The sequence below is a fragment of the uncultured Devosia sp. genome, assembly GCF_913055165.1.
Taxonomy (GTDB): Bacteria; Pseudomonadota; Alphaproteobacteria; order Rhizobiales; family Devosiaceae; genus Devosia.
Genome location: NZ_CAJXJS010000001.1, coordinates 1 through 21,278, shown reverse-complemented (window position 1 = coordinate 21,278; position 21,278 = coordinate 1). Strand labels below are relative to the sequence as shown.

22 protein-coding genes are annotated in these 21,278 nt (G+C 62.3%); 12 read left to right on the top strand and 10 right to left on the bottom strand.

What is annotated here, in order from left to right:
• Positions 1-89: 89 nt before the first annotated feature.
• From gyrB to mutM, 7 genes are all read right to left on the bottom strand, one after another.
• A complete protein-coding gene (gene gyrB / locus QZ564_RS00110) occupies positions 90-2,543 on the bottom strand; it encodes a DNA topoisomerase (ATP-hydrolyzing) subunit B (RefSeq protein ID WP_297102949.1) in 2,454 nt (817 codons plus the stop codon).
• Between the two features lie 99 nt (positions 2,544-2,642).
• Entirely contained in the window at positions 2,643-3,758 is a 1,116-nt protein-coding gene (gene recF, locus QZ564_RS00105) for a DNA replication/repair protein RecF (protein ID WP_297102946.1), read from the bottom strand.
• A gap of 132 nt (positions 3,759-3,890) precedes the next feature.
• Positions 3,891-5,012 carry a DNA polymerase III subunit beta gene (gene dnaN / locus QZ564_RS00100; protein WP_297102943.1) on the bottom strand — a complete coding sequence of 374 codons (1,122 nt, stop codon included), beginning with the start codon at positions 5,010-5,012 and terminating at the stop codon, positions 3,891-3,893.
• A 122-nt stretch (positions 5,013-5,134) separates the two neighbouring features.
• Entirely contained in the window at positions 5,135-5,530 is a 396-nt protein-coding gene (locus QZ564_RS00095) for a hypothetical protein (RefSeq protein WP_297102939.1), read from the bottom strand.
• Positions 5,531-5,567: 37 nt separating this feature from the next.
• Positions 5,568-7,019 (bottom strand): chromosomal replication initiator protein DnaA, encoded by a 1,452-nt coding sequence (gene dnaA, locus QZ564_RS00090; RefSeq protein WP_297102936.1) that lies wholly within the window; start codon positions 7,017-7,019, stop codon positions 5,568-5,570.
• A gap of 908 nt (positions 7,020-7,927) precedes the next feature.
• Entirely contained in the window at positions 7,928-8,194 is a 267-nt protein-coding gene (rpsT, locus tag QZ564_RS00085; RefSeq protein WP_297102933.1) for a 30S ribosomal protein S20, read from the bottom strand.
• A gap of 157 nt (positions 8,195-8,351) precedes the next feature.
• Positions 8,352-9,236: a bifunctional DNA-formamidopyrimidine glycosylase/DNA-(apurinic or apyrimidinic site) lyase gene (gene mutM, locus QZ564_RS00080; protein ID WP_297102930.1), complete on the bottom strand. Its 885-nt coding sequence runs from the start codon at positions 9,234-9,236 to the stop codon at positions 8,352-8,354.
• A 114-nt stretch (positions 9,237-9,350) separates the two neighbouring features.
• Here mutM and ubiE point away from each other — a divergent pair, with 114 nt between their 5' ends.
• The 6 genes from ubiE (at position 9,351) to moeB (ending at position 14,221) form a co-directional block, all read left to right on the top strand.
• Positions 9,351-10,115, top strand: a complete 765-nt coding sequence (gene ubiE, locus QZ564_RS00075; RefSeq protein ID WP_297103464.1) for a bifunctional demethylmenaquinone methyltransferase/2-methoxy-6-polyprenyl-1,4-benzoquinol methylase UbiE — start codon at positions 9,351-9,353, stop codon at positions 10,113-10,115.
• 3 nt (positions 10,116-10,118) lie between these two features.
• The gene (ubiB, locus tag QZ564_RS00070; RefSeq protein WP_297102925.1) at positions 10,119-11,663 is read left to right on the top strand and encodes a 2-polyprenylphenol 6-hydroxylase; all 1,545 of its coding nucleotides are present in this window, start codon (positions 10,119-10,121) and stop codon (positions 11,661-11,663) included.
• 91 nt (positions 11,664-11,754) lie between these two features.
• On the top strand, positions 11,755-12,354 hold the full coding sequence (locus QZ564_RS00065; protein ID WP_297102922.1) for a hypothetical protein: 600 nt from the start codon (positions 11,755-11,757) through the stop codon (positions 12,352-12,354).
• Complete coding sequence (dut, locus tag QZ564_RS00060) at positions 12,351-12,803, top strand: dUTP diphosphatase (protein WP_297102918.1); 453 nt, start codon at positions 12,351-12,353, stop codon at positions 12,801-12,803. Before QZ564_RS00065 ends, dut begins: the two co-directional genes overlap by 4 nt.
• On the top strand, positions 12,748-13,500 hold the full coding sequence (locus QZ564_RS00055; protein WP_297102915.1) for a DUF2259 domain-containing protein: 753 nt from the start codon (positions 12,748-12,750) through the stop codon (positions 13,498-13,500). Before dut ends, QZ564_RS00055 begins: the two co-directional genes overlap by 56 nt.
• On the top strand, positions 13,490-14,221 hold the full coding sequence (moeB, locus tag QZ564_RS00050; protein WP_297102912.1) for a molybdopterin-synthase adenylyltransferase MoeB: 732 nt from the start codon (positions 13,490-13,492) through the stop codon (positions 14,219-14,221). Before QZ564_RS00055 ends, moeB begins: the two co-directional genes overlap by 11 nt.
• Before the next feature lie 69 nt (positions 14,222-14,290).
• On the opposite strand, the gene QZ564_RS00045 is transcribed toward moeB, so the two are convergent.
• From QZ564_RS00045 to fabA, 3 genes are all read right to left on the bottom strand, one after another.
• Complete coding sequence (locus tag QZ564_RS00045; RefSeq protein WP_297102909.1) at positions 14,291-15,178, bottom strand: PAS domain-containing protein; 888 nt, start codon at positions 15,176-15,178, stop codon at positions 14,291-14,293.
• A 121-nt stretch (positions 15,179-15,299) separates the two neighbouring features.
• A complete protein-coding gene (gene fabB, locus QZ564_RS00040) occupies positions 15,300-16,526 on the bottom strand; it encodes a beta-ketoacyl-ACP synthase I (RefSeq protein ID WP_297102906.1) in 1,227 nt (408 codons plus the stop codon).
• 87 nt (positions 16,527-16,613) lie between these two features.
• Complete coding sequence (fabA, locus tag QZ564_RS00035) at positions 16,614-17,144, bottom strand: 3-hydroxyacyl-[acyl-carrier-protein] dehydratase FabA (RefSeq protein WP_297102904.1); 531 nt, start codon at positions 17,142-17,144, stop codon at positions 16,614-16,616.
• A 171-nt stretch (positions 17,145-17,315) separates the two neighbouring features.
• On the opposite strand from fabA, the gene irrA reads away from it, so the two are divergent.
• The 6 genes from irrA (at position 17,316) to QZ564_RS00005 (ending at position 21,147) form a co-directional block, all read left to right on the top strand.
• On the top strand, positions 17,316-17,762 hold the full coding sequence (irrA, locus tag QZ564_RS00030; protein WP_297102901.1) for an iron response transcriptional regulator IrrA: 447 nt from the start codon (positions 17,316-17,318) through the stop codon (positions 17,760-17,762).
• Between the two features lie 97 nt (positions 17,763-17,859).
• The gene (locus tag QZ564_RS00025) at positions 17,860-18,696 is read left to right on the top strand and encodes an arylamine N-acetyltransferase (RefSeq protein WP_297102898.1); all 837 of its coding nucleotides are present in this window, start codon (positions 17,860-17,862) and stop codon (positions 18,694-18,696) included.
• Positions 18,697-18,700: 4 nt separating this feature from the next.
• Entirely contained in the window at positions 18,701-19,297 is a 597-nt protein-coding gene (locus QZ564_RS00020) for a YdeI/OmpD-associated family protein (RefSeq protein ID WP_297102894.1), read from the top strand.
• Positions 19,294-19,833: a DUF1697 domain-containing protein gene (locus QZ564_RS00015; protein ID WP_297102891.1), complete on the top strand. Its 540-nt coding sequence runs from the start codon at positions 19,294-19,296 to the stop codon at positions 19,831-19,833. Before QZ564_RS00020 ends, QZ564_RS00015 begins: the two co-directional genes overlap by 4 nt.
• A complete protein-coding gene (locus QZ564_RS00010; RefSeq protein ID WP_297102888.1) occupies positions 19,834-20,727 on the top strand; it encodes a ribokinase in 894 nt (297 codons plus the stop codon).
• A gap of 66 nt (positions 20,728-20,793) precedes the next feature.
• Complete coding sequence (locus QZ564_RS00005) at positions 20,794-21,147, top strand: hypothetical protein (protein WP_297102885.1); 354 nt, start codon at positions 20,794-20,796, stop codon at positions 21,145-21,147.
• The last annotated feature ends 131 nt before the right edge of the window (positions 21,148-21,278 follow it).

Here is a 21,278-nt window from a genome sequence, read left to right as displayed (position 1 = left end):
ACCAAGCCAAAACGCCATTCGAGCATAGGTCTCATGGCCTGCTCACCTAAAATCACCCCACTGGGGAGATTTTGCCTTCGGCACGGCTCTCAGACGTCCAGATTGCTCACATTAAGCGCATTGTCCTGGATGAAGTCGCGGCGGGGCTCGACGAGGTCGCCCATCAGGGCGGTGAAGATTTCGTCGGCTTCGTCGGTCTGGTCGATCTCGACGCGGAGCAAGGTTCTGGCATTGGGATCGAGGGTGGTTTCCCAGAGCTGCTCGGCGTTCATTTCGCCCAGGCCTTTGTAGCGCTGCAGCGACACGCCCTTGCGACCGGCATCGGTAACGGCCTTGAACAGGCTCGCCGGGCCATAGATGTTGGAGGTCTCGCCCTTGCGGGTGAGTGTGGGCACCCCGCCGAAAAGCTCGTCCAGCCGACCGGCCAGCTGCCGCAGCTTGCGCGCATCGGCGCTTTGCAGCAGCGCCCGGTCGATCTGGTGCGTCTCGGTGACGCCACGTACGGTACGCGAGAAGGCGAGGGCCTCCTCGTCGGTGACCGCTCCGGTCCAGCCGCGCTCCAGCTCGTCCGAAATGCGGTCGAGACGATTGGCCACGCGCTTGAGGGTCGCCGCACTCTTGTCCGGATCGGAAATGCCCTCGGGGTCAAGGCCTCCGACAATGGCTGCCTGCTCGACAAGATTGCGGTTGTAACGGGTGTTGAGGTTGTTGATCGCGTTCACGATTTCGCGCGATTGCTGCAGGATGCCCAGCAGGTCCTGCCCCGCGTGGGTGGTGCCATGCTGGGTGGTGAACACCGCATCCTCGATGCCGCCTTCGAGCAGATAGTCTTCCAGCGCCCGCTCGTCCTTGAGATAGAGCTCGGAGCGACCGCGCGTGGCTTTGTAGAGCGGCGGCTGGGCGATGTAGATGTGCCCGCGCTCGATCAGTTCGCGTGTCTGGCGGTAGAAGAACGTCAGCAGCAGCGTGCGGATATGGGCGCCGTCGACGTCGGCGTCGGTCATGATGATGATCTTGTGGTACCGAAGCTTGTCCGGGTTGAATTCCTCCCGGCCGATGCCAGTCCCGAGAGCCGTGATCAGCGTGCCGACCTGATCAGACGAGATCATGCGATCAAAGCGGGCGCGCTCGACGTTCAGAATCTTGCCTCGAAGCGGCAAGACGGCCTGGTTGGAGCGATCGCGCCCCTGCTTGGCCGAACCACCGGCCGAGTCGCCCTCGACGATGAAGATTTCCGATTTTGCCGGATCACGCTCCTGGCAGTCGGCCAGCTTGCCGGGCAGCGAGGAGACTTCCAGCGCGCCCTTGCGGCGGGTCAGTTCGCGGGCCTTGCGCGCCGCTTCGCGAGCGGCGGCCGCTTCTACCACCTTGCTGACAATGGTGCGGGCCTCGTTGGGATGCTCCTCAAACCATTGCCCGAGTTTCTCATTGACGATGTTTTCCACGACCGGCCGGACTTCGGAGGAGACCAGCTTGTCCTTGGTCTGGCTGGAGAATTTGGGATCGGGCACCTTGACCGACAGCACGCAGGTCAGGCCCTCGCGGGTATCGTCGCCGGAAAGCTCGACCTTTTCCTTCTTGGCGATGCCCGAGCTATTGGCATAGCCAGTCACCTGGCGCGTCAGCGCCCCGCGCAGGCCAGCTAGATGGGTGCCACCATCGCGCTGCGGAATGTTGTTGGTGAAGCACAGCACATTTTCGTGGTAGCTGTCGTTCCACTGCAGCGCCACTTCGACGGTAATACCGTCCTTTTCGGCGCGCATGGTGATAGGCGCCTCGATCACTGGCTGCTTGGATTTGTCGAGATATTTGACGAAGGCCTGCAGCCCACCCTCGTAGAACAGCTCGATATCGACAGGCTCAGGATGGCGGTGGTCCGACAGGATGATGCGGACGCCGGAATTGAGGAAGGCCAGTTCGCGCAGGCGGTGTTCGAGCGTCTTGAAATCAAACTCCACCATGGAGAAGGTTTCAGAGCTGGGCAGGAAGGTAATTTCGGAGCCCGAGCGACCCTCATAAGTGCCGGGCTGTTTGTCCGGGGTATAGGCGCCGGTCACACTGAGGGGCGCATCGGCGACCCCCTGGGTGAAGCTGATCTCGTGAATCTTGCCATCGCGCCGAATGCGCAGCTTGAGCCAGACAGACAGGGCATTGACCACGGAAATGCCCACGCCGTGCAGGCCACCAGACACCTTATAGGAGTTCTGGTCGAACTTCCCGCCGGCATGGAGCTGGGTCATGATGACCTCTGCCGCCGAAACACCTTCTTCCTTGTGCAAGTCCGTGGGGATGCCGCGCCCATTGTCGATCACGGTACAAGAGCCGTCGGCATTGAGCCGCACCGTCACCAGATCGGCATGGCCGGCCAGCGCCTCGTCGATGGCATTGTCGACCGCCTCGTAGACCATGTGGTGCAGGCCCGAGCCATCGTCGGTGTCGCCGATATACATGCCCGGGCGCTTGCGCACGGCATCAAGACCCTTGAGCACCTTGATGCTGTCGGCGCCATATTCGGTCGGGATCGGGTTTTCGCTGTCGCTCATGAGGTCCGAATCAGTCGATTTTCACGTGGTATGGTTCTAGCGGAATGGGGGTGAAACCCCAAGAAAATTGGCCGTTTCACCGGCTTTTGCCGGGGATTTTCACCCTTGTGCCGCCAGTCTGCCGTCGCGCACGCCAATGCGCTGGGCGCGATCCTCCAGCGCCTCGAACAACACAGGGTCGGTGCCGGTCAAAAAGCACTGGGTCTCCAGGCCATCGAGCGCCGCAAACAGGGCTTTTCTGCGATCCGGATCGAGATGGGCGGCGATCTCGTCGAGCAACAGGATAGGCACGATACCCGTGCGCAGCCGCACCAGTCGGGCATGGGCCAGAATGAGCCCGATCAGCAACGCCTTCTGCTCCCCGGTCGAGCCGAGAGCGGCGGGCATCTGCTTTTGCGCATGCACCACTTCAAGATCGACGCGGTGTGGACCAGATGTGGTGCGTCCCGCTGCCCGATCAAGAGGCCGTAATGCATTCCAGCGCTCTGCCAGCAAGGCTTCAAGCGCCGCCGAGGTCGACGGCTCCTGCGTGTCTTCAAACAATGGCGTCAGTGCCAGCAGAGCTGCGGGGAAACTGCCGTCGTCCAGGCTTTCCGCGATCAATGCTTGCAGGTGAGTGAGGCTATCGGTGCGATTGAGATGGATCGAGGCGCCCAGTTCGGCCATCTGTGCCTCAACGGCACCCAGCCAGCCCGGATCGCCCCCGTCCTCGAGCAGCTTGTTGCGCTGCCGCATGGCCTTGTCATAGTCGGAGACGGCGGCGGAATGGCCAGGGATCAGCGTTGTGACCAACCGGTCGAGAAAGCGACGTCGATCGCCGGCCGGCCCTGAGAACAGGCCATCCATCGCCGGGGTCAGCCAGAGCACCCGCAGATAGTCGCTCATGGCCTCAATGGACCGGGCATTGGCGCTGTTGATACGTACACGCCGGCCGCCGTCAGGGAGGGCGCCGGTGCCGATATCGGCCGGGCCATCATCGGTTTCAATGGTTGCCGCTACGGCCCAAGGCAGGTCCGATCCATGCGATTGCAGTGTGTCGAAGCTGGCCCCCCGCAGACCTCGTCCGGGCGAGAGCACGGAGATGGCTTCGAGCAGATTGGTTTTGCCCGAGCCATTGGGCCCGGTCAGCACGACGTGACGCTCATCAAGATCGAGCGCAGCACTGGCATAATTACGAAAGGCGGTGAGGCGCAGGCGGGAAATATGGCGGATCATGACTACTTCACGCTCCGGCTAACCCTTGGCCCCTTCGAAAACAGCGGGATCGAGCATGCCGGACACCGGGACCCTGCGGACCTAGTCGGCTCAATTCGCTCCACTGGAGCGATGTCCCCGACGGGACGCCGCCTAGACACGCATCGGCATCAGCACATAGAGCGCGCTGGATTCGCCCTCTTCCTTGACCAGGGTCGGAGAATTGGCATCGTTGAACAAAAATACCGCGCTGTCCGAACGGATCTGCTGGATGATGTCGAGCAGGTAGCGCGCGTTGAAGCCGATTTCGAAGCCGTCGGTCTCGAATTCGACCGCGACTTCCTCGCTGGCGGTCCCATGGTCCGGATTGGTCACCGAGAGCTCAAGCAGCCCGTCCTTGGCCGAAAGCTTGACCGCCTTGCCGCCGCGATCCGAGGCAATGGTCGAGACGCGATCAACGGCGATGGCAAAGCCGGCCTTGTCGACCATCATCTGCTTGTCGTTGTTCTTTGGCGTCACCCGATCATAGTCGGGGAAGGTGCCCTCGATCAGCTTTGACAGCAGCACCACCGGGCCGACAGTGAAGCGGATCTTGGTGTCGGACACCTCGACATGCACATCGCCATCAACGCCATCGAGCAGTTTCTGCACCTCGCCGACAGTCTTCTTGGGCACGATAATGCCACTCATGCCCTCGGCACCGGCAGGGGCAGCAATTTCGGCCCGGGCCATGCGATGCCCATCGGTGGCGACGGCGCGAAACAGCGACCCGGCTGCGGAGCTTTCGACAGCATGGAAGTAGATGCCATTGAGATAGTAGCGCGTCTCCTCATTGGAGATCGCGAACTGGGTACGCTCGATCAGCTCGCGCAGGGATGCGGCGGGGATGTCGAACTCATGCGCAAAGGCGCCGGACTTGAGGTCGGGAAAGCTGTCCGGTGAAAGGCAAGCCAGGTTAAAGCGCGAACGGCCCGAGGTCAGGACCATGTTCTCGCCGCCATCGGTTTCCAGCCGCACCTCGGCGCCATCGGCCAGCTTGCGGACGATCTCGTAGAGGGTGTGCGCCGGCACCGTGGTGGAGCCGGGCGTGGATACCATGGCGGGCACGCTCTCTGTCACCTCGATATCGAGGTCGGTAGCGCGCAGTTCCACCCGATCGTCGCTCGCCTTGAACAGCACATTGGCCAGGATCGGATAGGTATTGCGGCGCTCCACCACCCGGTGCACATGACTCAGCGACTTGAGCAGATGATTGCGTTCGAGCGTGACTTTCATGGAGTTCTTCTTCCCGGCAATACGCGACAGCAGACCCGGCGAAGCCGGGGTTGGGACGTTTACAGTTTCATAGGAAATTGGCAAGGCCGAGGGGACCTTTGGCCGCATGCTAGCTGTGGACTTCAGCCTGAGAAGTGAACGGTGATGTCAAATCGTTCGCCCGGCAGCGCACCCAATGCATCCAGCCCCTGAAACGGTACGCAATTGGCGATCGCGTCCGCGATCGAACGGATCAACTCGGGATATTTGCCGGCCGTTCGCAGGCTCTCAGCCAAGACATGGGGATCGCCGTCCAGTTCGCCATTCCCCAGAAAGGCCAGCCGAACGGAGATCGACCGGCTCTCATACCCGGCCGGCAGGCGCCAGCAATCAAGCAATTGTTCCTGAACGGCCGTGGCGATGGCCAGGTTCTGGGCCGCCCGCTCCTCCGGAGTTGGGAGCTTGGGGGCAACCTGGGCAAAGACAGGGCTGCTGATGAGACCGAGAAGGGCCAGAAGGCGGGCAGAAGCACGAAACATTGCGGAAAACTGCCCCGCCAATCCGGCTATTCAAAGGCTATTCTTCGAGCATTCTCTTGAGCAGCTCAATTTCCTGACCCAGTTCCAGGTCATCCTTGATCATTTGCTCGACCTTGCGGACGGAATGGAGCACGGTGGTGTGGTCGCGACCGCCGAAGCGACGACCGATTTCCGGCAGCGAGCGGCTGGTCAGCGCCTTTGCCAAGTACATGGCTATCTGGCGCGGACGCACCACATCGCGCGAGCGGCGAGCCGAAAGCAATTCGTTGCGCGGCACCTTGTAGTGGCGGGACACGATCTTGAGGATGTCCTCGATGCGCACGCGCTTGGCATCGCGGGCACGGATGAGATCGGCCAGGGTCTTTTCGGCCAGCGGCACGGTGATCAGTTCACCGGTGAGCTGGTTGGCCGCCACCAGGCGGTTGACGGCGCCATCGAGGTCGCGGCCATGGCTGACCACGGCGCGGGCAATATAGTCGATCACAGCCGACGGGAACTGCATGCCGAAGCGGGCATTGACCTGATCTGCACGGCGCTGGACGATATCCCGGCGCAATTCGTGATCAAAGGGAGAGATGGGCACAACCAGGCCGCCCGAGAGGCGCGAACGGACGCGCTCATCGAGCATTTCAAGATCACGCGGCGGAGCATCTGCGGCAACGACGACCTGCTTGGCGCCGGTCAGAAGAGCGCCCAGCGTGTGGCCGAACTCGGTGGCCGACTTGCCCTGCAGGAACTGCATGTCATCGATCAGCAGGAGGTCGACACGGCGCAGCCACTCCTTGAAGCCGAGCGCGCTCTGGCGCTGCACGGCGGTAATGAAGTGGTACATGAAGTGGTCGGCGGTCAGGTAGACGATGTTCTTTGTGGGGTCGGCCTCGGCCACGGCATGGGCTATGCCGTTGAGCAGGTGCGACTTGCCCAGACCGACGGTGGAATGGATATAGACCGGGTTGAAGGTGACCGCATTGTTGATCGCCGCATTGGCGATCTGACGGGCCACGCCGAGGGCCATTTCATTGGCCGCACCGGCGACGAAACTGTCGAAAGTCATGCGCGGATCAATGGCGCTGCCGGAAAGAGCATCGCCGGACTTGGCGTTGTCGCGCACCAGCCGCGGCAGGGCGGGGGCCGAAGGAGCCGGAGCGGAGGGCTGCGCTGCCGGAGCTTCGGGCGCCGCGGCTTCGGCGACGGGCGCCAGACGCGGCCGGGCCTGGCCGTTGACCCGCATGGTCACCTGCAGGCGTCCGGCTTCAGGCACGTCATTGCGGAAGGCCTCCAGAATACGGTCGGCATAGTTGGACTGCACCCAAGAGCACAGGAAGCGTGTCGGGGCACTCAGATGGACGAGGTCATCAACCAGTTCTTCGAGCTCAAGCCGGGCGAACCAGGAGGCAAAAACATCCTCGCCCACAGCCGCTTTGAGCCGCGCCCGCACGCGGGTCCAGAGCTCGCGCTGATCGGGAGAAGAAGCCTCTGGTGTGGACATGACAGGAGTACCGCCTTTGCTGGAAGTGGAAGGAGAAGAGGAATTGGCCGCAGCCCAATCATCTCTTCCCGCGGTTGCCTGTCGCATCATCGTGTCTTGCCCCATTCTTTGTTGCCGCCGTTCCGGTCCGCAATGCCGGAATCGCCCCTGATTAGTTTTGTGCCCAGCCGGCCCCTGATGGTCCGGTTCAGACACGGCTTCGCCCCTGCGCCCGCAAAACGCGGACACAATTCTATTGTCCGGCGGCTCATGGTCCGCCGTTCCCGTCTTGACCTTTCACTTGAACCAGGCCTTTTCGGTCACTGGTCGAATGAACGCTGCCAACCCAAGTTTGACCGGCCGCCACCTGTGCGGCCTACACAAAGTTACTGGCTGAATTTCCCGACATTGCTGCCGGAACTGCCCCAAACCCAAACTCCCTGGCGGGAGCCTGCCGCAAGGTCCGGAGGGTCGTTCCACCCCTCTCTTTCCCTGTCGGCAAAGGTACATTAGAGGCACGAAATTGGACCCGCAACACGTGAATCGTTGAAATAGGGGCTTGACTCGGAGGCGGGATTTTAGTGGTCCGCGGACCCGGGAAAGTGACCCCTTACAAGAGCCTGTGACTCAAGGCAGATTCGAACACTTAGCCGCCCTTGCCACAGTAGGAGAATTTTTCACCTCACCGTGCCCACAGGCCGGGCTGGCGGAAAGGCACGAGTGCTCCGGAAGGCCTAGGCCTCTGTAAAGAATAGAGAAAACCAAAGCTTCCCGGTTCGTTCCCGGTCCGGCCCGTCCGTCACTATTTAGTCATGTGACAGAACAATGGCGAAAAAACTACCCGACTACCATACAACAAAAAGGGCCCCTTGCGGAGCCCGAATTGCAGTTCCCAGACCGCCTTGCGAAGACCGCGCGGTCCTTAATGCTTATACGGCCAGAGCCTTTACGCGGCTGTTCAGCCGCGAGACCTTGCGAGCGGCCAGATTGGCATGAACGATACCCTTGCCGGCAGCGCGATGGATTTCCGGCTCGGCAGCCTTGAGAGCCGCGAAGGCAGCAGAGTGATCACCAGCGGTGATCGCTTCCTCAACCTTGCGGATGAACGTACGCACGCGGCTGCGACGCGACTTGTTGATCGCGGTGCGGGCAGCAATCTTGCGGGTCGCCTTCTTGGCTGACGGCGTATTGGCCATTGTGGTCCTCTTGGGTCGTCCAACCGGCAGATTGTGCGCCTATCGAGCGCTGCAACCGTCCGGGATGAAATGAAAGCGGCGGCACAGCTGCCGCCAAGTCGGGGGGTCTATAGGGCAAAGCCTGGTAGGCGTCAACTGGATTCGGGCCCGAGGCGGGTCAGGGCGCCCTCTGGCAGACCGGGCAATAAAAGGTCGAGCGGCCCGACTGGACGATACGATTGACAACACCCTTGCACAGTGGGGTCGGGCAGGGATCGCCTTCCCGGTCATAGACCGCAAAATTGTGCTGGAAGTAGCCCGCGCCCTCGAGGCTGCGGAAGTCGCGGATCGTGGAGCCGCCCACCTCTATGGCGGCCGTCAGCACCTCGCGTATGGCGTGGGTAAGATGATCCAGCGCCTTTTTGGGCCTCCCCGCCTTTGTGACCAGGGTGCGCGCCTCGACCATGGGCAGGATATGGGCCCGATGCAGCGCCTCGGCAACGTAGATATTGCCCAGTCCGGCCACCACGCGCTGGTCGAGCAGAGCCGCCTTGATTGGCGCCTTCTTGCCGGCAAAGGCCTGCGCCATCTGCGCGGCACTGAAGTGATTGCCGAGCGGCTCGGGCCCCAGGTCCTGCAAATAGGGGCTGTCAGCCGGGTCGTCATAAAGCGCGATGAAGCCGAAACGGCGTGGATCGGCATAGATAAGGTGGCTTCTGCCGTGATCGGGATGATCGAGCGCCCAGACCATATGGTCGTGCCGGGGCTCAGTCCCCGGCTCATAGTAACGCGGGGGCTTGTCAATCGGATGCTCGGCGAAGCGCCAGGAGCCGGTCATGCCCAAATGGCTGAGCAGCGTCTTTCCGTTCGAGAGAGCAATCAGCAAATATTTGGCCCGCCTTCCGACATGGGTTACCCGCTGGCCTTCCAGCGCGCCCTTCAGGCCTTCGGGAAACGGGAAACGCAGATCCTTGCGGTTGAGCGTCACAGCCTTGATGGTGGCCCCCTCAAGCCAGGGCGCCAGACCCCGGCGCACGGTTTCGACCTCCGGCAATTCGGGCATTGGCAAAAACTCCTTCACCCTGCGCGCCTTTGTGGCATGGGCAAGTCTATGCGGCTTATGTATACGGGCAACACAAGATCCATCGACCCGATGCCGGTTGAAAAGGCCTTTGCCATGAACCAGACCCGCGAGACCACCCATTTCGGCGAACGGACCGTCGCCCTGGAGGACAAGCAGGGGCTGGTGGACAAGGTGTTCCACGATGTGGCCGACCGCTACGACCTGATGAACGATCTGATGAGCGTTGGCGTCCATCGCCTGTGGAAAGACGCGCTGGTTGCCGAGCTTGCGCCACCCAAGGCCGGCTCGCGCCCCTATAGGGTGCTCGACATGGCGGGGGGCACAGGCGATATCGGCGAACGCATCGTCAATGCTTCCCTCGGCTATGCCGAGGTCATCGTCTCGGACATCAATGACGACATGTTGCGCGTCGGTGCGGACCGGGCGAAGGCCTGGCGCTACCCTGGGCAGGTGCAGTTCATCGAGGCCAATGCCGAGGAACTGCCCTTCGAAGCCAACAGCTTTGACGCCTATACCATCGCCTTTGGGATCCGAAATGTGCCCCGCATACAAAAGGCGCTGGACGAGGCGCATCGCGTGCTCAAGCGGGGCGGACGCATCCTTGTTCTCGAATTCTCGCAGGTCGACGTGCCCGGGTTCGACGCCGTCTACCGGTTCTATTCGGACAGGTTCATCCCGCCCATGGGCAAGGTGGTAACAGGCGACGCGCAGCCCTATCAGTATTTCATAGAATCGATCCGCAAGTTTCCGGCGCCGCCTGAGTTCTCGGCCATGCTAGGCAAGGCCGGGTTCAAAAGAACCAAACACCACAGCTTCACGGGCAATATCGCCACGCTGTTCTCGGGCTGGAAGCTCTAATTCATGGCACTTGGGTCCCTGCTCCGCCTGATCCATGCCGGCTGGGTGCTGGCGCGCGAGGGCGCTTTCTCCGTGCTGCCGGCGGAGTCGCTGCCACCGATGATGAAGGCCGGCATCGGCTTGGCGCGGCTGGTCGAACGACGTGCCGTGCGCAGAACCGGCAGCATTGAGCGGCTTAATGCCGCCCTGCACAAGCTGGGCCCTTCCTATGTGAAATTCGGCCAGACGCTGGCCACCCGGCCCGACATTGTCGGCGTGCAGGCAGCGGCAGATCTTTCGGGCCTCCAGGATCGCATGCCGCCGTTCGATCCGAAGCTGGTCCCCGGCATCCTCCAGGCGGCCTTGGGAGACAAGGCGGAGCAACTCACCGAGATCAGCGAGCCGATTGCTGCGGCCTCGATCGCCCAGGTGCACAAGGCGCGTCTGCGCGTACCCAATGAGGTCCCACGCGTCGTGGCGGTCAAGATGCTGCGGCCCGGCGTCGTTGAGCGCTTTCGGGCAGACACGGACAGTCTCCATGCCGGTGCGCGGCTGGCGGAGGCGCTTTCGCCAGCCAGCAGGCGGCTGCGCCCGACCGAGGTGGTGCGCACGCTCGACCGCTCCATGAAGCTTGAACTGGATCTGCGGCTGGAAGCCGCCGCCATCTCCGAGATGGCCGAGAACATCAGCAAGGACGAAGGCTTTGTCATTCCCGAGGTCCACTGGGATCATGTGGCGCAAAATGTCCTCACGACCAGCTGGATGCAGGGCATTCCCATTCGGGACCACGCCGCCATCGACGCGGCGGGGATCGACCGCAAGGCGCTTGCCGCCAAACTGCTGCAAAGCTTTCTGCGCCACGCCATTCGCGATGGCTACTTCCATGCCGACATGCATCCGGGCAATCTGTTCGCCGACCCCCGAACGGGCGACGTAATCGCCGTGGATTTCGGCATCATGGGCCGCATTGGCAAGACCGAGCGACGGTTCCTCGCCGATATCCTTTATGGCTTCATCACCCGCAACTACCGCCTGGTGGCGCAGCGCCATTTCGATATCGGCTATGTGCCCAGGACCCAGTCGGTGGATGATTTCACCCTCGCTATCCGCTCCATCGGCGAACCCTTGCATGGCCGCACGGCCGCCGACATTTCCATGGCCAAGGTTTTGGGCCAGCTGTTCACCGTCACCGACCTGTTCGACATGCAGACGCGACCCGAGCTGGTGCTGTTGCAGAAGTCCATGGTGCTGGTGGAAGGGGTGGCGCGTAATCTCGACCCTGACCTCGATATCTGGACGATCGCCGAACCGGTCGTGAGCGAATGGCTGAGACGGGAGGAAGGGCCCATTGGCCGGTTGGAGGACCTGGCTGGCCATCTGGGCCGGATCGGTGCGGCGGCCGGCAGGGTGCCCGCTCTGATCGAGCAGGCCGAAATTGCCCTGGCCGAGCACCGGGCGATGGTGAACCGGCCCCGCGACAGGCTTTTGCGGGGCCTGGCGATAGCGGTGATGGTGAGCGTACTCGCGCTCATCGGCATTCTCATCTGGCAGGCTCTGGTTTCGACCTGACGGGAAAGTCCTGCCGTGGCTTGTCCATTGCCGGGTATGCCCCATAGATTGCCCTCACAAGCGGCGGAGGCCGCCAACACGGGAGAAGACAATGAGCGTCAAACTGTTTGGCAAGCTGGCAACAGCGGTCCTGCTGGCCGCCGGGCTGACCGGTTGCATTGATGTGACCGTCGACGTCGCCATCACCAGCGCGACCACAGCAAAAGCCACCATGACCCAGGTCATGGGTGCCGATGTGTATTCAATGGTCAAGATGAGTGCGGAAAGCGGCGAAGATGATGCCGACAGCTTCTGTGCGGAGGGCACCCTGACCGAGAACGCCGATGGCAGCGCGACGTGCACGATCGTTGAGGAAGGCAATTTTGCCGATCTCGATCTCGGGCAGAACGAAGGCGGCATGAGCTTTAGCGAAGCCGGGCCTGGCCTGGTCCGCGTGGCCCTCCCCACAGCCGACATGCAGGCTGAATTGGGCGCCGAGGACGACATGGACGAGCAGACCCGACAGATGGTCGAAGCTTTCTTTGAAGGCCGGACCATGACGATCGCGGTTTCGGGCGCCGAGATTGTGGACACCAATATGACGCTCTCGGCAGACAAGACCCGGGCCGAGCAGGTGATCGACATGCTCGACCTGATCAATGGCGCGGCCGATCTGCCTGACGAGTTGTTTGCCGTGGTGCGCGCGCCGTGAGCGTCCGGGTCAATGTCAAATGGCTCGCGCATGGCGCGGGCCTCCCCCTTCCCCGCCAACAAACCGCTGGCGCGGCCGGGCTTGACCTGTGTGCCGCCATTGGTGCTGACGAGATTGTGACCATTGCCCCGGGCGATTATGTGATGGTGCCCACGGGGCTTGCCATTGCCCTTCCTGAAGGATTCGAGGCTCAGATCAGGCCGCGTTCGGGGCTTGCGGCCAAGCATGGCGTGACTGTGCTCAACTCACCCGGTACGGTGGATGCGGATTATCGCGGCGAAGTCAAAATACTGCTTATTAATCATGGTAGAGAACCCTTTAGCCTGCGCCGTGGTGAGCGCGTGGCCCAAATGATTGTGGCGCCCGTCAGCGCCGTTGAATTGGTGGAAGTTGATGAACTGGATGCAACCGAACGTGGTGCAGGCGGCCACGGCTCGACTGGCCGTTAGCGCCCTTCTTGCGGTGATCCTGGCCATGCCGGCCAAGGCCGGAGACCGCGCCCTGATCGACTATGTCGGCTTTTCCGAAGACTTTCGCTATTTCGCCTTTGAGGAGTTCGGCATCCAGGATGGCTCTGGCTTTGCCTATTCCAATCTCTATGTCGTCGACCTCAGGACCGATAGCTGGGTCGTGGGCACTCCGGTCCGGGTGCAGGCGGAAAGCGAGGAGACGAGCCTGAGCGCCGTGCGCGCCCAGGTGGCCGACCAGGCGGCGAGCCATATCGAGGGTTTCAGCATTGATGTGCCGATCGAGATTGCGGCACTGATCGGCGATGGTGTGCCCGATAGCGAAGCCAAGGCCCTCAGCTTCGGTGCGCCCGGCTATCTGCCCGGCACGGTGGCTGGAGACTACACGCTGGAGCTCTCCACCTTCCCGGCCACCGCCACCAGCCCCTGCGCGGAATGGTTCAGCGTCGCCCCACTCGGGTACCAATTGACGATCACCGATAGCGGCAGCACAAGGCTGATATATCGCGACCAGAACCTGCCGCGATCGCGCGGCTGCCCTACCGAGTATCGCATCCATTCGGTGGTCATGCCGTTCCAGGGGGCGATCCTGAGCAATGCCGTGGCAATAGTTTCCGTCTATCCCGGCGGATTTGAAGGGCCGGACCGGCGCTTCCTGGCGGTCCCCCTTGGCCTCTGATCATCCGCTCAGCCCCGAAGAGACGAGGCGCTATGCGCGCCACCTGGTGCTCAAGGGCTTTGGCGGCGCAGCCCAACAAAGGCTGAAGGGAGCAAGGGCACTGGTCGTTGGCGCCGGCGGGCTGGGGAGCCCGGCCATTGCCTATCTGGCAGCTGCCGGAATTGGCTACCTGACGATCATCGATCACGACACGGTCTCCCTCTCCAACCTGCAGCGGCAGGTGATCCATACGACCGGGTCAATCGGTACCAGTAAGGCGGACAGCGCCGGCGCCTTCGCGGCCGCGCTCAATCCGCATGTAGGGCTCGCGCTGCGGACTGAGGCCGTCACAGCGGCGAATGCAGGCGAGCTTGTTGGGTCATCTGACGTCGTCCTCGACGGTACCGACAATCTCTCGACCCGCCGGATCGTTGCGGCGGCGGCGGAGCGGCAGGGCAAGCCATTGGTTTCCGGAGCGGTGTCGATGTTTTCGGGCCAGGTGACAGTGTTCGCCCCGCATCTGGGCGGGCCACCCCATTCAGCCCTCTATCCAGACGAAGCCAGCGATGACGTCCTGCCTTCCTGCGAAGCCAACGGCATATTGGGGCCCGTCACGGGTGTGATCGGCGCGCTCATGGCCATGGAGGCGATCAAGCTGATCACCGGCTTGGGAGAGCCCCTCATCGGGCGGCTGCTGGTCTATGATGCCAGAGAAGCCGGGTTCTCCGAACTGAGTTACTGAACCTTCCGACCTGTGGCGATGAATGCTGCCCGGCATTGCGCCCGCGGGCGGGACGTCCTACCAGGCGCCCTACAGGGTTGCCAGCAGGTGCAGGAATTCCTCGCGGGTGGGCAGGGAGGTCTCGGATTTCTCCGCCGGCAGCGCGTTGGCCATATCGACGCTGCCGAGCATGATGATCATGCCCCCGACCTTCTTTTCCATGGTGTACCAGGGGCAGATGACGCAGGTCTGCCGGATGGGTCGGCCTTTGCGATCCTTCAGATATGCCCTGGGCCTGCGCAGGGTGGCGCCATTGAGGACCTGCTGATGCTCGCGCCGGACTTCTGCGGGCAGATCCGGATGCTCGTCATAATGGCTGAGGCCGATCAGGTCGTTGGGAGATTTCATGCCATGACCGGCCGCCCAGTAATTGGATACGGCCAGATAGCGCATGTCGCGATCCAGAACGGCAATGGCGGCGGGTATATTGATCAGCAGAGACCGCACCAACAGGCTGCGTCCAGCCGCTTGTGCGTCGGCCTTGGCGCGTTCGGAGATGTCCCTGACCGTCCCCACCACTGCCACCACCTCGCCAAGCTTGCTGAGCACGACGTCGGCAAAGACCTCGATAATCTTGATCGAACCTCCCTCCGGAAGAATGCGCAGCACGAAGCGGTAGCCGCATTTCTTGGCAATGGCGTGCGAGAGCAGATCGGCGCCGCGACGCCGGTCCTCACGCACCAGCGCGTTGAGAATGAGGTTGAGCGGCACCCGCTCCCTTGTGGGCGCGTAGCCATAGATGCGGCAGGCGGCGTCGGACAGGTAGAGATGTCCACTCGGTAGTTCCAGGTGGAAGGTGCCGATCCCCAGATGATGCTCGATGATCTGGACAATGGCGAGCGGGTTCGACTCATGTTTGCCCCAGGAGTCGGAAAGGACACTGGGGACTAGAGACCCGGAGGTCATCTCTGATTTCATCTGCCCTCCGGCCGCGTCCCTATTGAGGGTCAGCGCCGGGCACAGAACCCGCGCCGATCCCTAATGTCTAGGCGCTATAAGTGCGACTACCTATTGGGAAATATCCCATGGGGTCGCCGTCCTAGGCGTCGGGATGCTTGAACACCAGGGCCGCGTTGGTGCCGCCAAAGCCAAACGAATTGGACAACACATAGCCCAAATCGACGTCATCACGACGCTGACGCAGGATGGGCATGTCGGCGAAGGCGGGATCGAGGGTGTCGATATTGGCGCTTTCGGCGATAAAGCGGTGGCGCATCATCAGGATCGAATAGATTGCCTCGTGCACGCCCGTCGCGCCCTGGCTGTGGCCGGTCAGCGACTTGGTCGCCGAGATGGGCGGGCATTTGTCCTCATTGCCGAAGACGGCGCGCAGGGCCTCGATTTCCTTGAGGTCCCCGACCGGAGTGGAGGTGGCGTGGGGGTTGATGTAATCAATGGGCGCCTTGATGCCCTTGAGCGCCATGCGCATGCAGCGCTCGGCGCCTTCGCCCGAAGGGGCGACCATGTCGAGGCCGTCGGAGGTCGCGCCATAGCCAACCACTTCGGCCCAGATCTTGGCGCCGCGTGCCTTGGCATGTTCCAGTTCCTCGAGAACCAGCACACCGGCGCCGCCCGAAATCACAAAGCCATCGCGGTTCGCGTCATAGGCGCGCGAGGCCTTTTCCGGCGTCGCGTTGAAATCCGAACTCATGGCGCCCATGGCGTCGAAGAGGTTGGACAAGGTCCAGTCGAGATCTTCATGGCCCCCGGCAAAGACGATGTCCTGCTTGCCCAGCATGATTTGCTCCATGGCATTGCCAATGCAGTGCTTGGACGTGGCGCAGGCCGCGGTGATGGTATAGTTGATGCCCTTGATGCCATAGGAGGTGGCCAGCGTCGCCGAGGCGGTCGAGCCCATGGATTTGGGCACGGCCAGCGGTCCGATCCGCTTGGGGCTGGTATTCTTGCGGGTAACGTCCGCCGCTTCGACGATCGTGCGCGTCGAGGCGCCGCCCGAGCCCATGACAATGCCGGTCATGGGGTTGGAGATGTCGCCCGGCTCCAGGCCGGCATCGGCAATGGCCTGCTGCATGGCCAGATAGTTCCAGGCCGCGCCTTTGCCCATGAAGCGGGTGACGCGGCGGTCGAGAACTTCAAACGGATCCAGGCGGGGATCACCCTTGACCTGGCTGCGGAAACCCAGCTCGGCATAATCTTCAGCAAAGACGATGCCGGGCGTCGCGTTGCGCAAGCTGACCGTCACCTCGTCGAGAGAGTTGCCGATCGGTGAAATGATACCCATGCCGGTTACGACAACTCGTCTCATTTCGTCCTCGCTTTAGTCGTTTCGTGCGTTCGCATCGGGGTTGGCGTCGCACTTATATAGGGTCGTTGCGGCCAGCATTAAGGCCGGTCAAGCGGACTGCTGCTCGTGCAATTGGGCTTCCGTGAAGAGTCCAACGCGCAGGTCCTTGGCTTCGTAGATCACTTTACCGTCAGCCTTGACCCAGCCATCGGCAATGCCCAGCGTCAGCCGCGAGCGCATCACCCGCTTGAGATCAATACCATACTCGACCAGCTTGACGTCATCGGTCACCTGGCCGGTGAACTTGATTTCGCCACCAAGGGCGCGCCCTTTGCCGGGCTGGCCGATCCAGGAGAGAAAGAAGCCGGTCATCTGCCAGACGGCATCAAGTCCCAGGCAACCGGGCATCACCGGATCGCCGATGAAGTGGCACTTGAAGAACCACAGGTCCGGATTGACATCGAGTTCTGCCCGCACCTGGCCTTTGCCATGCGCACCGCCGTCCTCGGTGATCGAGGTGATCCGATCGAACATCAGCATGGGCGGGGCCGGCAGGCGGGCATCGCCCTGTCCCGGCAATTCGCCGCGTCCATGGGCCAACAATTCCTCGTAATTGAATGCGTGCTGCCGCTCAGCCATCAAAGCTCCTCGCTCTCGCTCAAGTCTCGTCTCGTATAGGGGTGCCGGGTAAGGGTCAAGACAGCCGGGGGCAGCGCGACAGGCCACCCATGGGCTGCGCTTGTCTGGCAGGGGCTTGGCGACTATAAGATAGCGACAAATCCGGACCTGAATAAGAGACCCGAAGGCCCTATGCCCGATCGCGATACCGCCGCCCGGCCCGTTCCATCCCGCAAGCCGTGCCTGACGGCCGTGCTGCGCATGGCCGGTCTTCGCCCGACCCGGCAGCGCGTGGCCCTGGCCGAATTGCTGTTCGGCGGCCCGCACCGGCATGTCAGTGCCGAGCAGCTGCATGGTGAAGCGGACGCTGCCAATGTGAACGTGTCCCTGGCCACGATCTACAATACGCTGCACCAATTTCACGAGGCGGGGCTACTGCGCGAAGTGGCGATCGATGCGTCGCGCTCCTATTATGATACCGACACGTCCGACCATCACCATTTTTACGTCGAAGACGAGCAGCGGATGATCGACATCCCGCCCGATTCGGTTGAGTTCAAGGCACTGCCCACTGCGCCCGCAGGCATGGAAGTGTCCCATGTCGATGTGGTGATCCGCGTTCGCAAGGCGTCGGCCTGAGTACGGCCGTTTTGCGCAGAGGCGCCTGTCAGCCCGTGACAAAGGCAATCGGGGTGACCATATTGTGCCTCGGTTTTAACAGCGGCACGGGTGGCTAATGGCTGAAAAGGTCAATCTCAAGGGCTATTTCGAGCGAATCGGGTTTGCCGGCTCGATCGCGCCGACCCTGATGACGCTGGACCTGCTGCACGCGCTGCATCCCGCCACTATCCCCTTCGAGAACCTCAATCCGCTGCTGGGCGAACCAGTGCGGCTTGATCAGCCGAGCCTCGAAAAGAAGCTCCTGACCGACAAGCGCGGCGGCTATTGCTTTGAACATAATCTGTTGTTCATGCGCATGCTCCAGGACCTCGACTTTATCGTCCGGCCTCTGCTGGCGCGCGTGGTCTGGACCAACCCGGATGCCGCCAGCCTGCCCCCCAGCCACATGCTGCTGCTGGTTGAGGTCAATGGGCAGAACCACATTGCCGATGTTGGGTTTGGCGGGCTGACGCTCACCACGCCGCTGCGGCTCAGGGCCGACAGCGCGCAAACCACACCGCACGAAACCTTCCGGCTGACCGGCGGCGAGCCGGACTGGACGCTTGAGGTGAAGCTCGCCGAAGACTGGCGGCCGGTCTATGTCTTCACGCTGGACGAAGTGAGCGAGGACAGCATCGCCGCGATCAACCATCGGATCGCCACTGATCCGGCTTCTCCCTTCACGCATGAGTTGCGTGTCGCACTGGCCCCCAGCGGCAAGCGCCTCAAGCTGCAAAACACCAAGTTCACCCGTCAGCCTACCGATGGTGAGGCAGACTATCGCGAGCTGACCTCGGCCGAAGACATCAAGCAGGTGCTGACCGAGGATTTCGGCATCGTTCTGCCCCAGCATGACCGGTTGGACAGAGTGTTGGCAGAGCTGCTGACTCCCAAGCCGGCCCCAGCCGCCTGACGCCATGGCGCCGGTCACCGTTCCGACGGACAAGCTGTTCGAGTTCGTGGATTTTGATGCCTTCTATACCTGGCTGGCTGGCAATCACGACCAGGCCGACGAGGTCTGGATCCGTATTTTCAAGAAGGCATCGGGCAGGCCGACCATAACGCCGGTCGAAGCCATTGACGTCGTGCTCTGCTGGGGCTGGATCGATGCCATCAAGAAAAGCTGGGACGCGGAGAGCTTTGTGCAGCGCTATTGCCCGCGGCGCCCCAGATCGGTGTGGAGCCAGATCAATCGCGACAATGTCGCCCGGCTGATCGAACAGGGTCTCATGACTGAACATGGTCTTGTCCATGTGGAGGCGGCAAAGGCAGACGGCCGCTGGGACGCGGCCTACAAGACCACACAGGAGCCTCCCGCCGACCTCTTGGAAGCCATCGCCGCCAACCCGGCGGCACAGGCGACCTATGACGGCTTGACCGCCCAGAACCGCTTCGCCCTCACCTTTAGGATCATCTCGCTTAAGACCGAAGCGGCGCGAAAAAAGCGCATCGCCGATTACGTCGCCATGCTTGCTCGTGGAGACGCCATCTATCCGCAGAAGGCCAGGCCATGAGCCATATCTGGGGGGCCTTCCTGCGCGGCATCAACCTGGGCAAGCGACAGATGAAAATGGCCGACTTGCGGGCCTGTCTGGAGGCAGCTGGATTCACCGACGTGAAGACGGTGCTGGCCAGTGGCAATGTGCGGCTTTCGGCTCAGGGTGGCGAGGCGGAGGTCAAGACGACCCTGGAGACGACCATCGCGAACCAATTCGGGTTCCGCGTTGGTGTGGTGCTGCGCTCCGAGAGTGAACTCAGGGCCATGCTCAAGGACCATCCATTCGGTACTCTTGATCCAAAGGCCGACGTCGCGCGGCATGTGCTGATGTTTGCTGAAGCGCTGCCGCAAGGCATCGACCTCGCCGATCGGCCCGGCGAAACCGAAATCCTGCGCATCGACCAGCGCGATATCTATATCGCCGCCTATCGGCAGCCCAATGGGCGCTATACCGAGCATGTCGAAGAGGTGCTCAAGCCACTCTATGCAAAGCTGGACAAAGGCGTGCTTGACACCATGCGCAACTGGAACACGATAGAAAAGATCGTCTGAATGATCACCGTATTCGGCTCCACCAATCTCGATCAGATCGGCACCGTCACCCGCCTGCCCAAGCCGGGGGAAACCGTGGCTGGAGGCACCTTCTCCATGGCCCCTGGCGGCAAGGGCGCCAACCAGGCGCTGGCGGCGCGCCGCGCCGGGGCAGAGGTGCTGCATGTTTCGGCCGTCGGTGATGACGCCTTTGCTGATCTTGCGACCGAACTGCTGCGGGATGGTGGGGTCGATCTCAGCCAGCTGCGCAGGGCCGAGGCGGCAACCGGCATCGCCATGATTTTCGTCGATGCGGCGGGCGAGAATGTCATCGCCATCCTGCCCGGCGCGAATGGCACGGTGAGCGCTGAAGACGCAACGCGCGGGCTGGCCAAGCTCACTAGCGCGGACACGCTGCTGGTGCAGCAGGAAGTGCCGCAGGCCGCAACGCGCAAGGCACTCGAAATAGCCCGCGAAAAGGGTGCGCGTTCCATTCTCAACACAGCGCCCTTCCTGCCCGATACGGCAAGGCTCGCACCTATGGCCGATATTGTGGTGGCCAATGAAACGGAGTTTTCCCTGCTGACCGGCCGCCCCATTGATCAGCTCGACATGGCCATGCAGGACTGGGTCAACCAGACTGGTCGTACCATTGTGGTGACGCTTGGCCCCGAAGGCGCCCGAGCCCGCACACCTGATGGTCCCATTTCGGTGGCGGCGCACAAGGTCAAGCCGGTCGACACCGTCGGGGCGGGCGACACGTTCTGCGGCTATCTCGCGGCGGGGCTTGACGCCGGATATTCGCTCGAAGCCGCCTTGCGCCGCGCGGCAGTAGCCGGGAGCCTCGCCTGCCTCAAACCCGGCGCGCAACCGGCCATCCCGAAGAAGGCGGATGTGGACGCGATCGCCAGTTGACCCGGTGACGCCTTCGCCGTGAAGGGCTAGTCTGGTCCGGCGTTTTATTACCTGCAGGACGCCGCCATGCCGCATTTTCTGGCCGTCTATACGATGACACGCTCGGACCTGGCCAAGTTCCGGGCCATGCCGAAATCTGAACAGGACGCGGTGGACGCCAAGGGCCTGCCGGAATGGGAGGAGTGGAACAGGCGTCATGCGGCTGCCATCGTCAATCATGGCGGCATGGTGGGCAAGACCACCCGCATCACCCGCGACGGTAGCATCGCCCCGGCCACCAATGATTTTTGCGGCTATCTGATCGTCGAGGCGGAAAGCGCGGAGGCCGCTGCCCGGCTCTTCGCCGACCATCCCCATATCAGCACCTTCCCCGGCGACGGCGTCGATATCATGCCATTTTTGGCGGGCCCGGATCTCTAGCTCCAACTGCGGAAATAGTGTCCAGCCAACAAAAAGGGCGCCATGTGGCGCCCCCAGACTGCTGACAAACCCCTGGCGTTTGCCGGGGGTTTTTGATTCACTGGGTCATGTTGCGAAAACCTGGCCCCGAA

Coding starts and splice junctions, on each gene's coding strand:
- gyrB (WP_297102949.1), bottom strand. CDS start 2,543: ATGAGCGACAGCGAAAACCCGATCCCGACCGAATATGGCGCCGACAGC.
- recF (WP_297102946.1), bottom strand. CDS start 3,758: ATGATCCGCCATATTTCCCGCCTGCGCCTCACCGCCTTTCGTAATTAT.
- dnaN (WP_297102943.1), bottom strand. CDS start 5,012: ATGAAAGTCACGCTCGAACGCAATCATCTGCTCAAGTCGCTGAGTCAT.
- QZ564_RS00095 (WP_297102939.1), bottom strand. CDS start 5,530: ATGTTTCGTGCTTCTGCCCGCCTTCTGGCCCTTCTCGGTCTCATCAGC.
- dnaA (WP_297102936.1), bottom strand. CDS start 7,019: ATGTCCACACCAGAGGCTTCTTCTCCCGATCAGCGCGAGCTCTGGACC.
- rpsT (WP_297102933.1), bottom strand. CDS start 8,194: ATGGCCAATACGCCGTCAGCCAAGAAGGCGACCCGCAAGATTGCTGCC.
- mutM (WP_297102930.1), bottom strand. CDS start 9,236: ATGCCCGAATTGCCGGAGGTCGAAACCGTGCGCCGGGGTCTGGCGCCC.
- ubiE (WP_297103464.1), top strand. CDS start 9,351: ATGAACCAGACCCGCGAGACCACCCATTTCGGCGAACGGACCGTCGCC.
- ubiB (WP_297102925.1), top strand. CDS start 10,119: ATGGCACTTGGGTCCCTGCTCCGCCTGATCCATGCCGGCTGGGTGCTG.
- QZ564_RS00065 (WP_297102922.1), top strand. CDS start 11,755: ATGAGCGTCAAACTGTTTGGCAAGCTGGCAACAGCGGTCCTGCTGGCC.
- QZ564_RS00055 (WP_297102915.1), top strand. CDS start 12,748: ATGAACTGGATGCAACCGAACGTGGTGCAGGCGGCCACGGCTCGACTG.
- QZ564_RS00045 (WP_297102909.1), bottom strand. CDS start 15,178: ATGAAATCAGAGATGACCTCCGGGTCTCTAGTCCCCAGTGTCCTTTCC.
- fabB (WP_297102906.1), bottom strand. CDS start 16,526: ATGAGACGAGTTGTCGTAACCGGCATGGGTATCATTTCACCGATCGGC.
- fabA (WP_297102904.1), bottom strand. CDS start 17,144: ATGGCTGAGCGGCAGCACGCATTCAATTACGAGGAATTGTTGGCCCAT.
- irrA (WP_297102901.1), top strand. CDS start 17,316: ATGCCCGATCGCGATACCGCCGCCCGGCCCGTTCCATCCCGCAAGCCG.
- QZ564_RS00025 (WP_297102898.1), top strand. CDS start 17,860: ATGGCTGAAAAGGTCAATCTCAAGGGCTATTTCGAGCGAATCGGGTTT.
- QZ564_RS00020 (WP_297102894.1), top strand. CDS start 18,701: ATGGCGCCGGTCACCGTTCCGACGGACAAGCTGTTCGAGTTCGTGGAT.
- QZ564_RS00015 (WP_297102891.1), top strand. CDS start 19,294: ATGAGCCATATCTGGGGGGCCTTCCTGCGCGGCATCAACCTGGGCAAG.
- QZ564_RS00010 (WP_297102888.1), top strand. CDS start 19,834: ATGATCACCGTATTCGGCTCCACCAATCTCGATCAGATCGGCACCGTC.
- QZ564_RS00005 (WP_297102885.1), top strand. CDS start 20,794: ATGCCGCATTTTCTGGCCGTCTATACGATGACACGCTCGGACCTGGCC.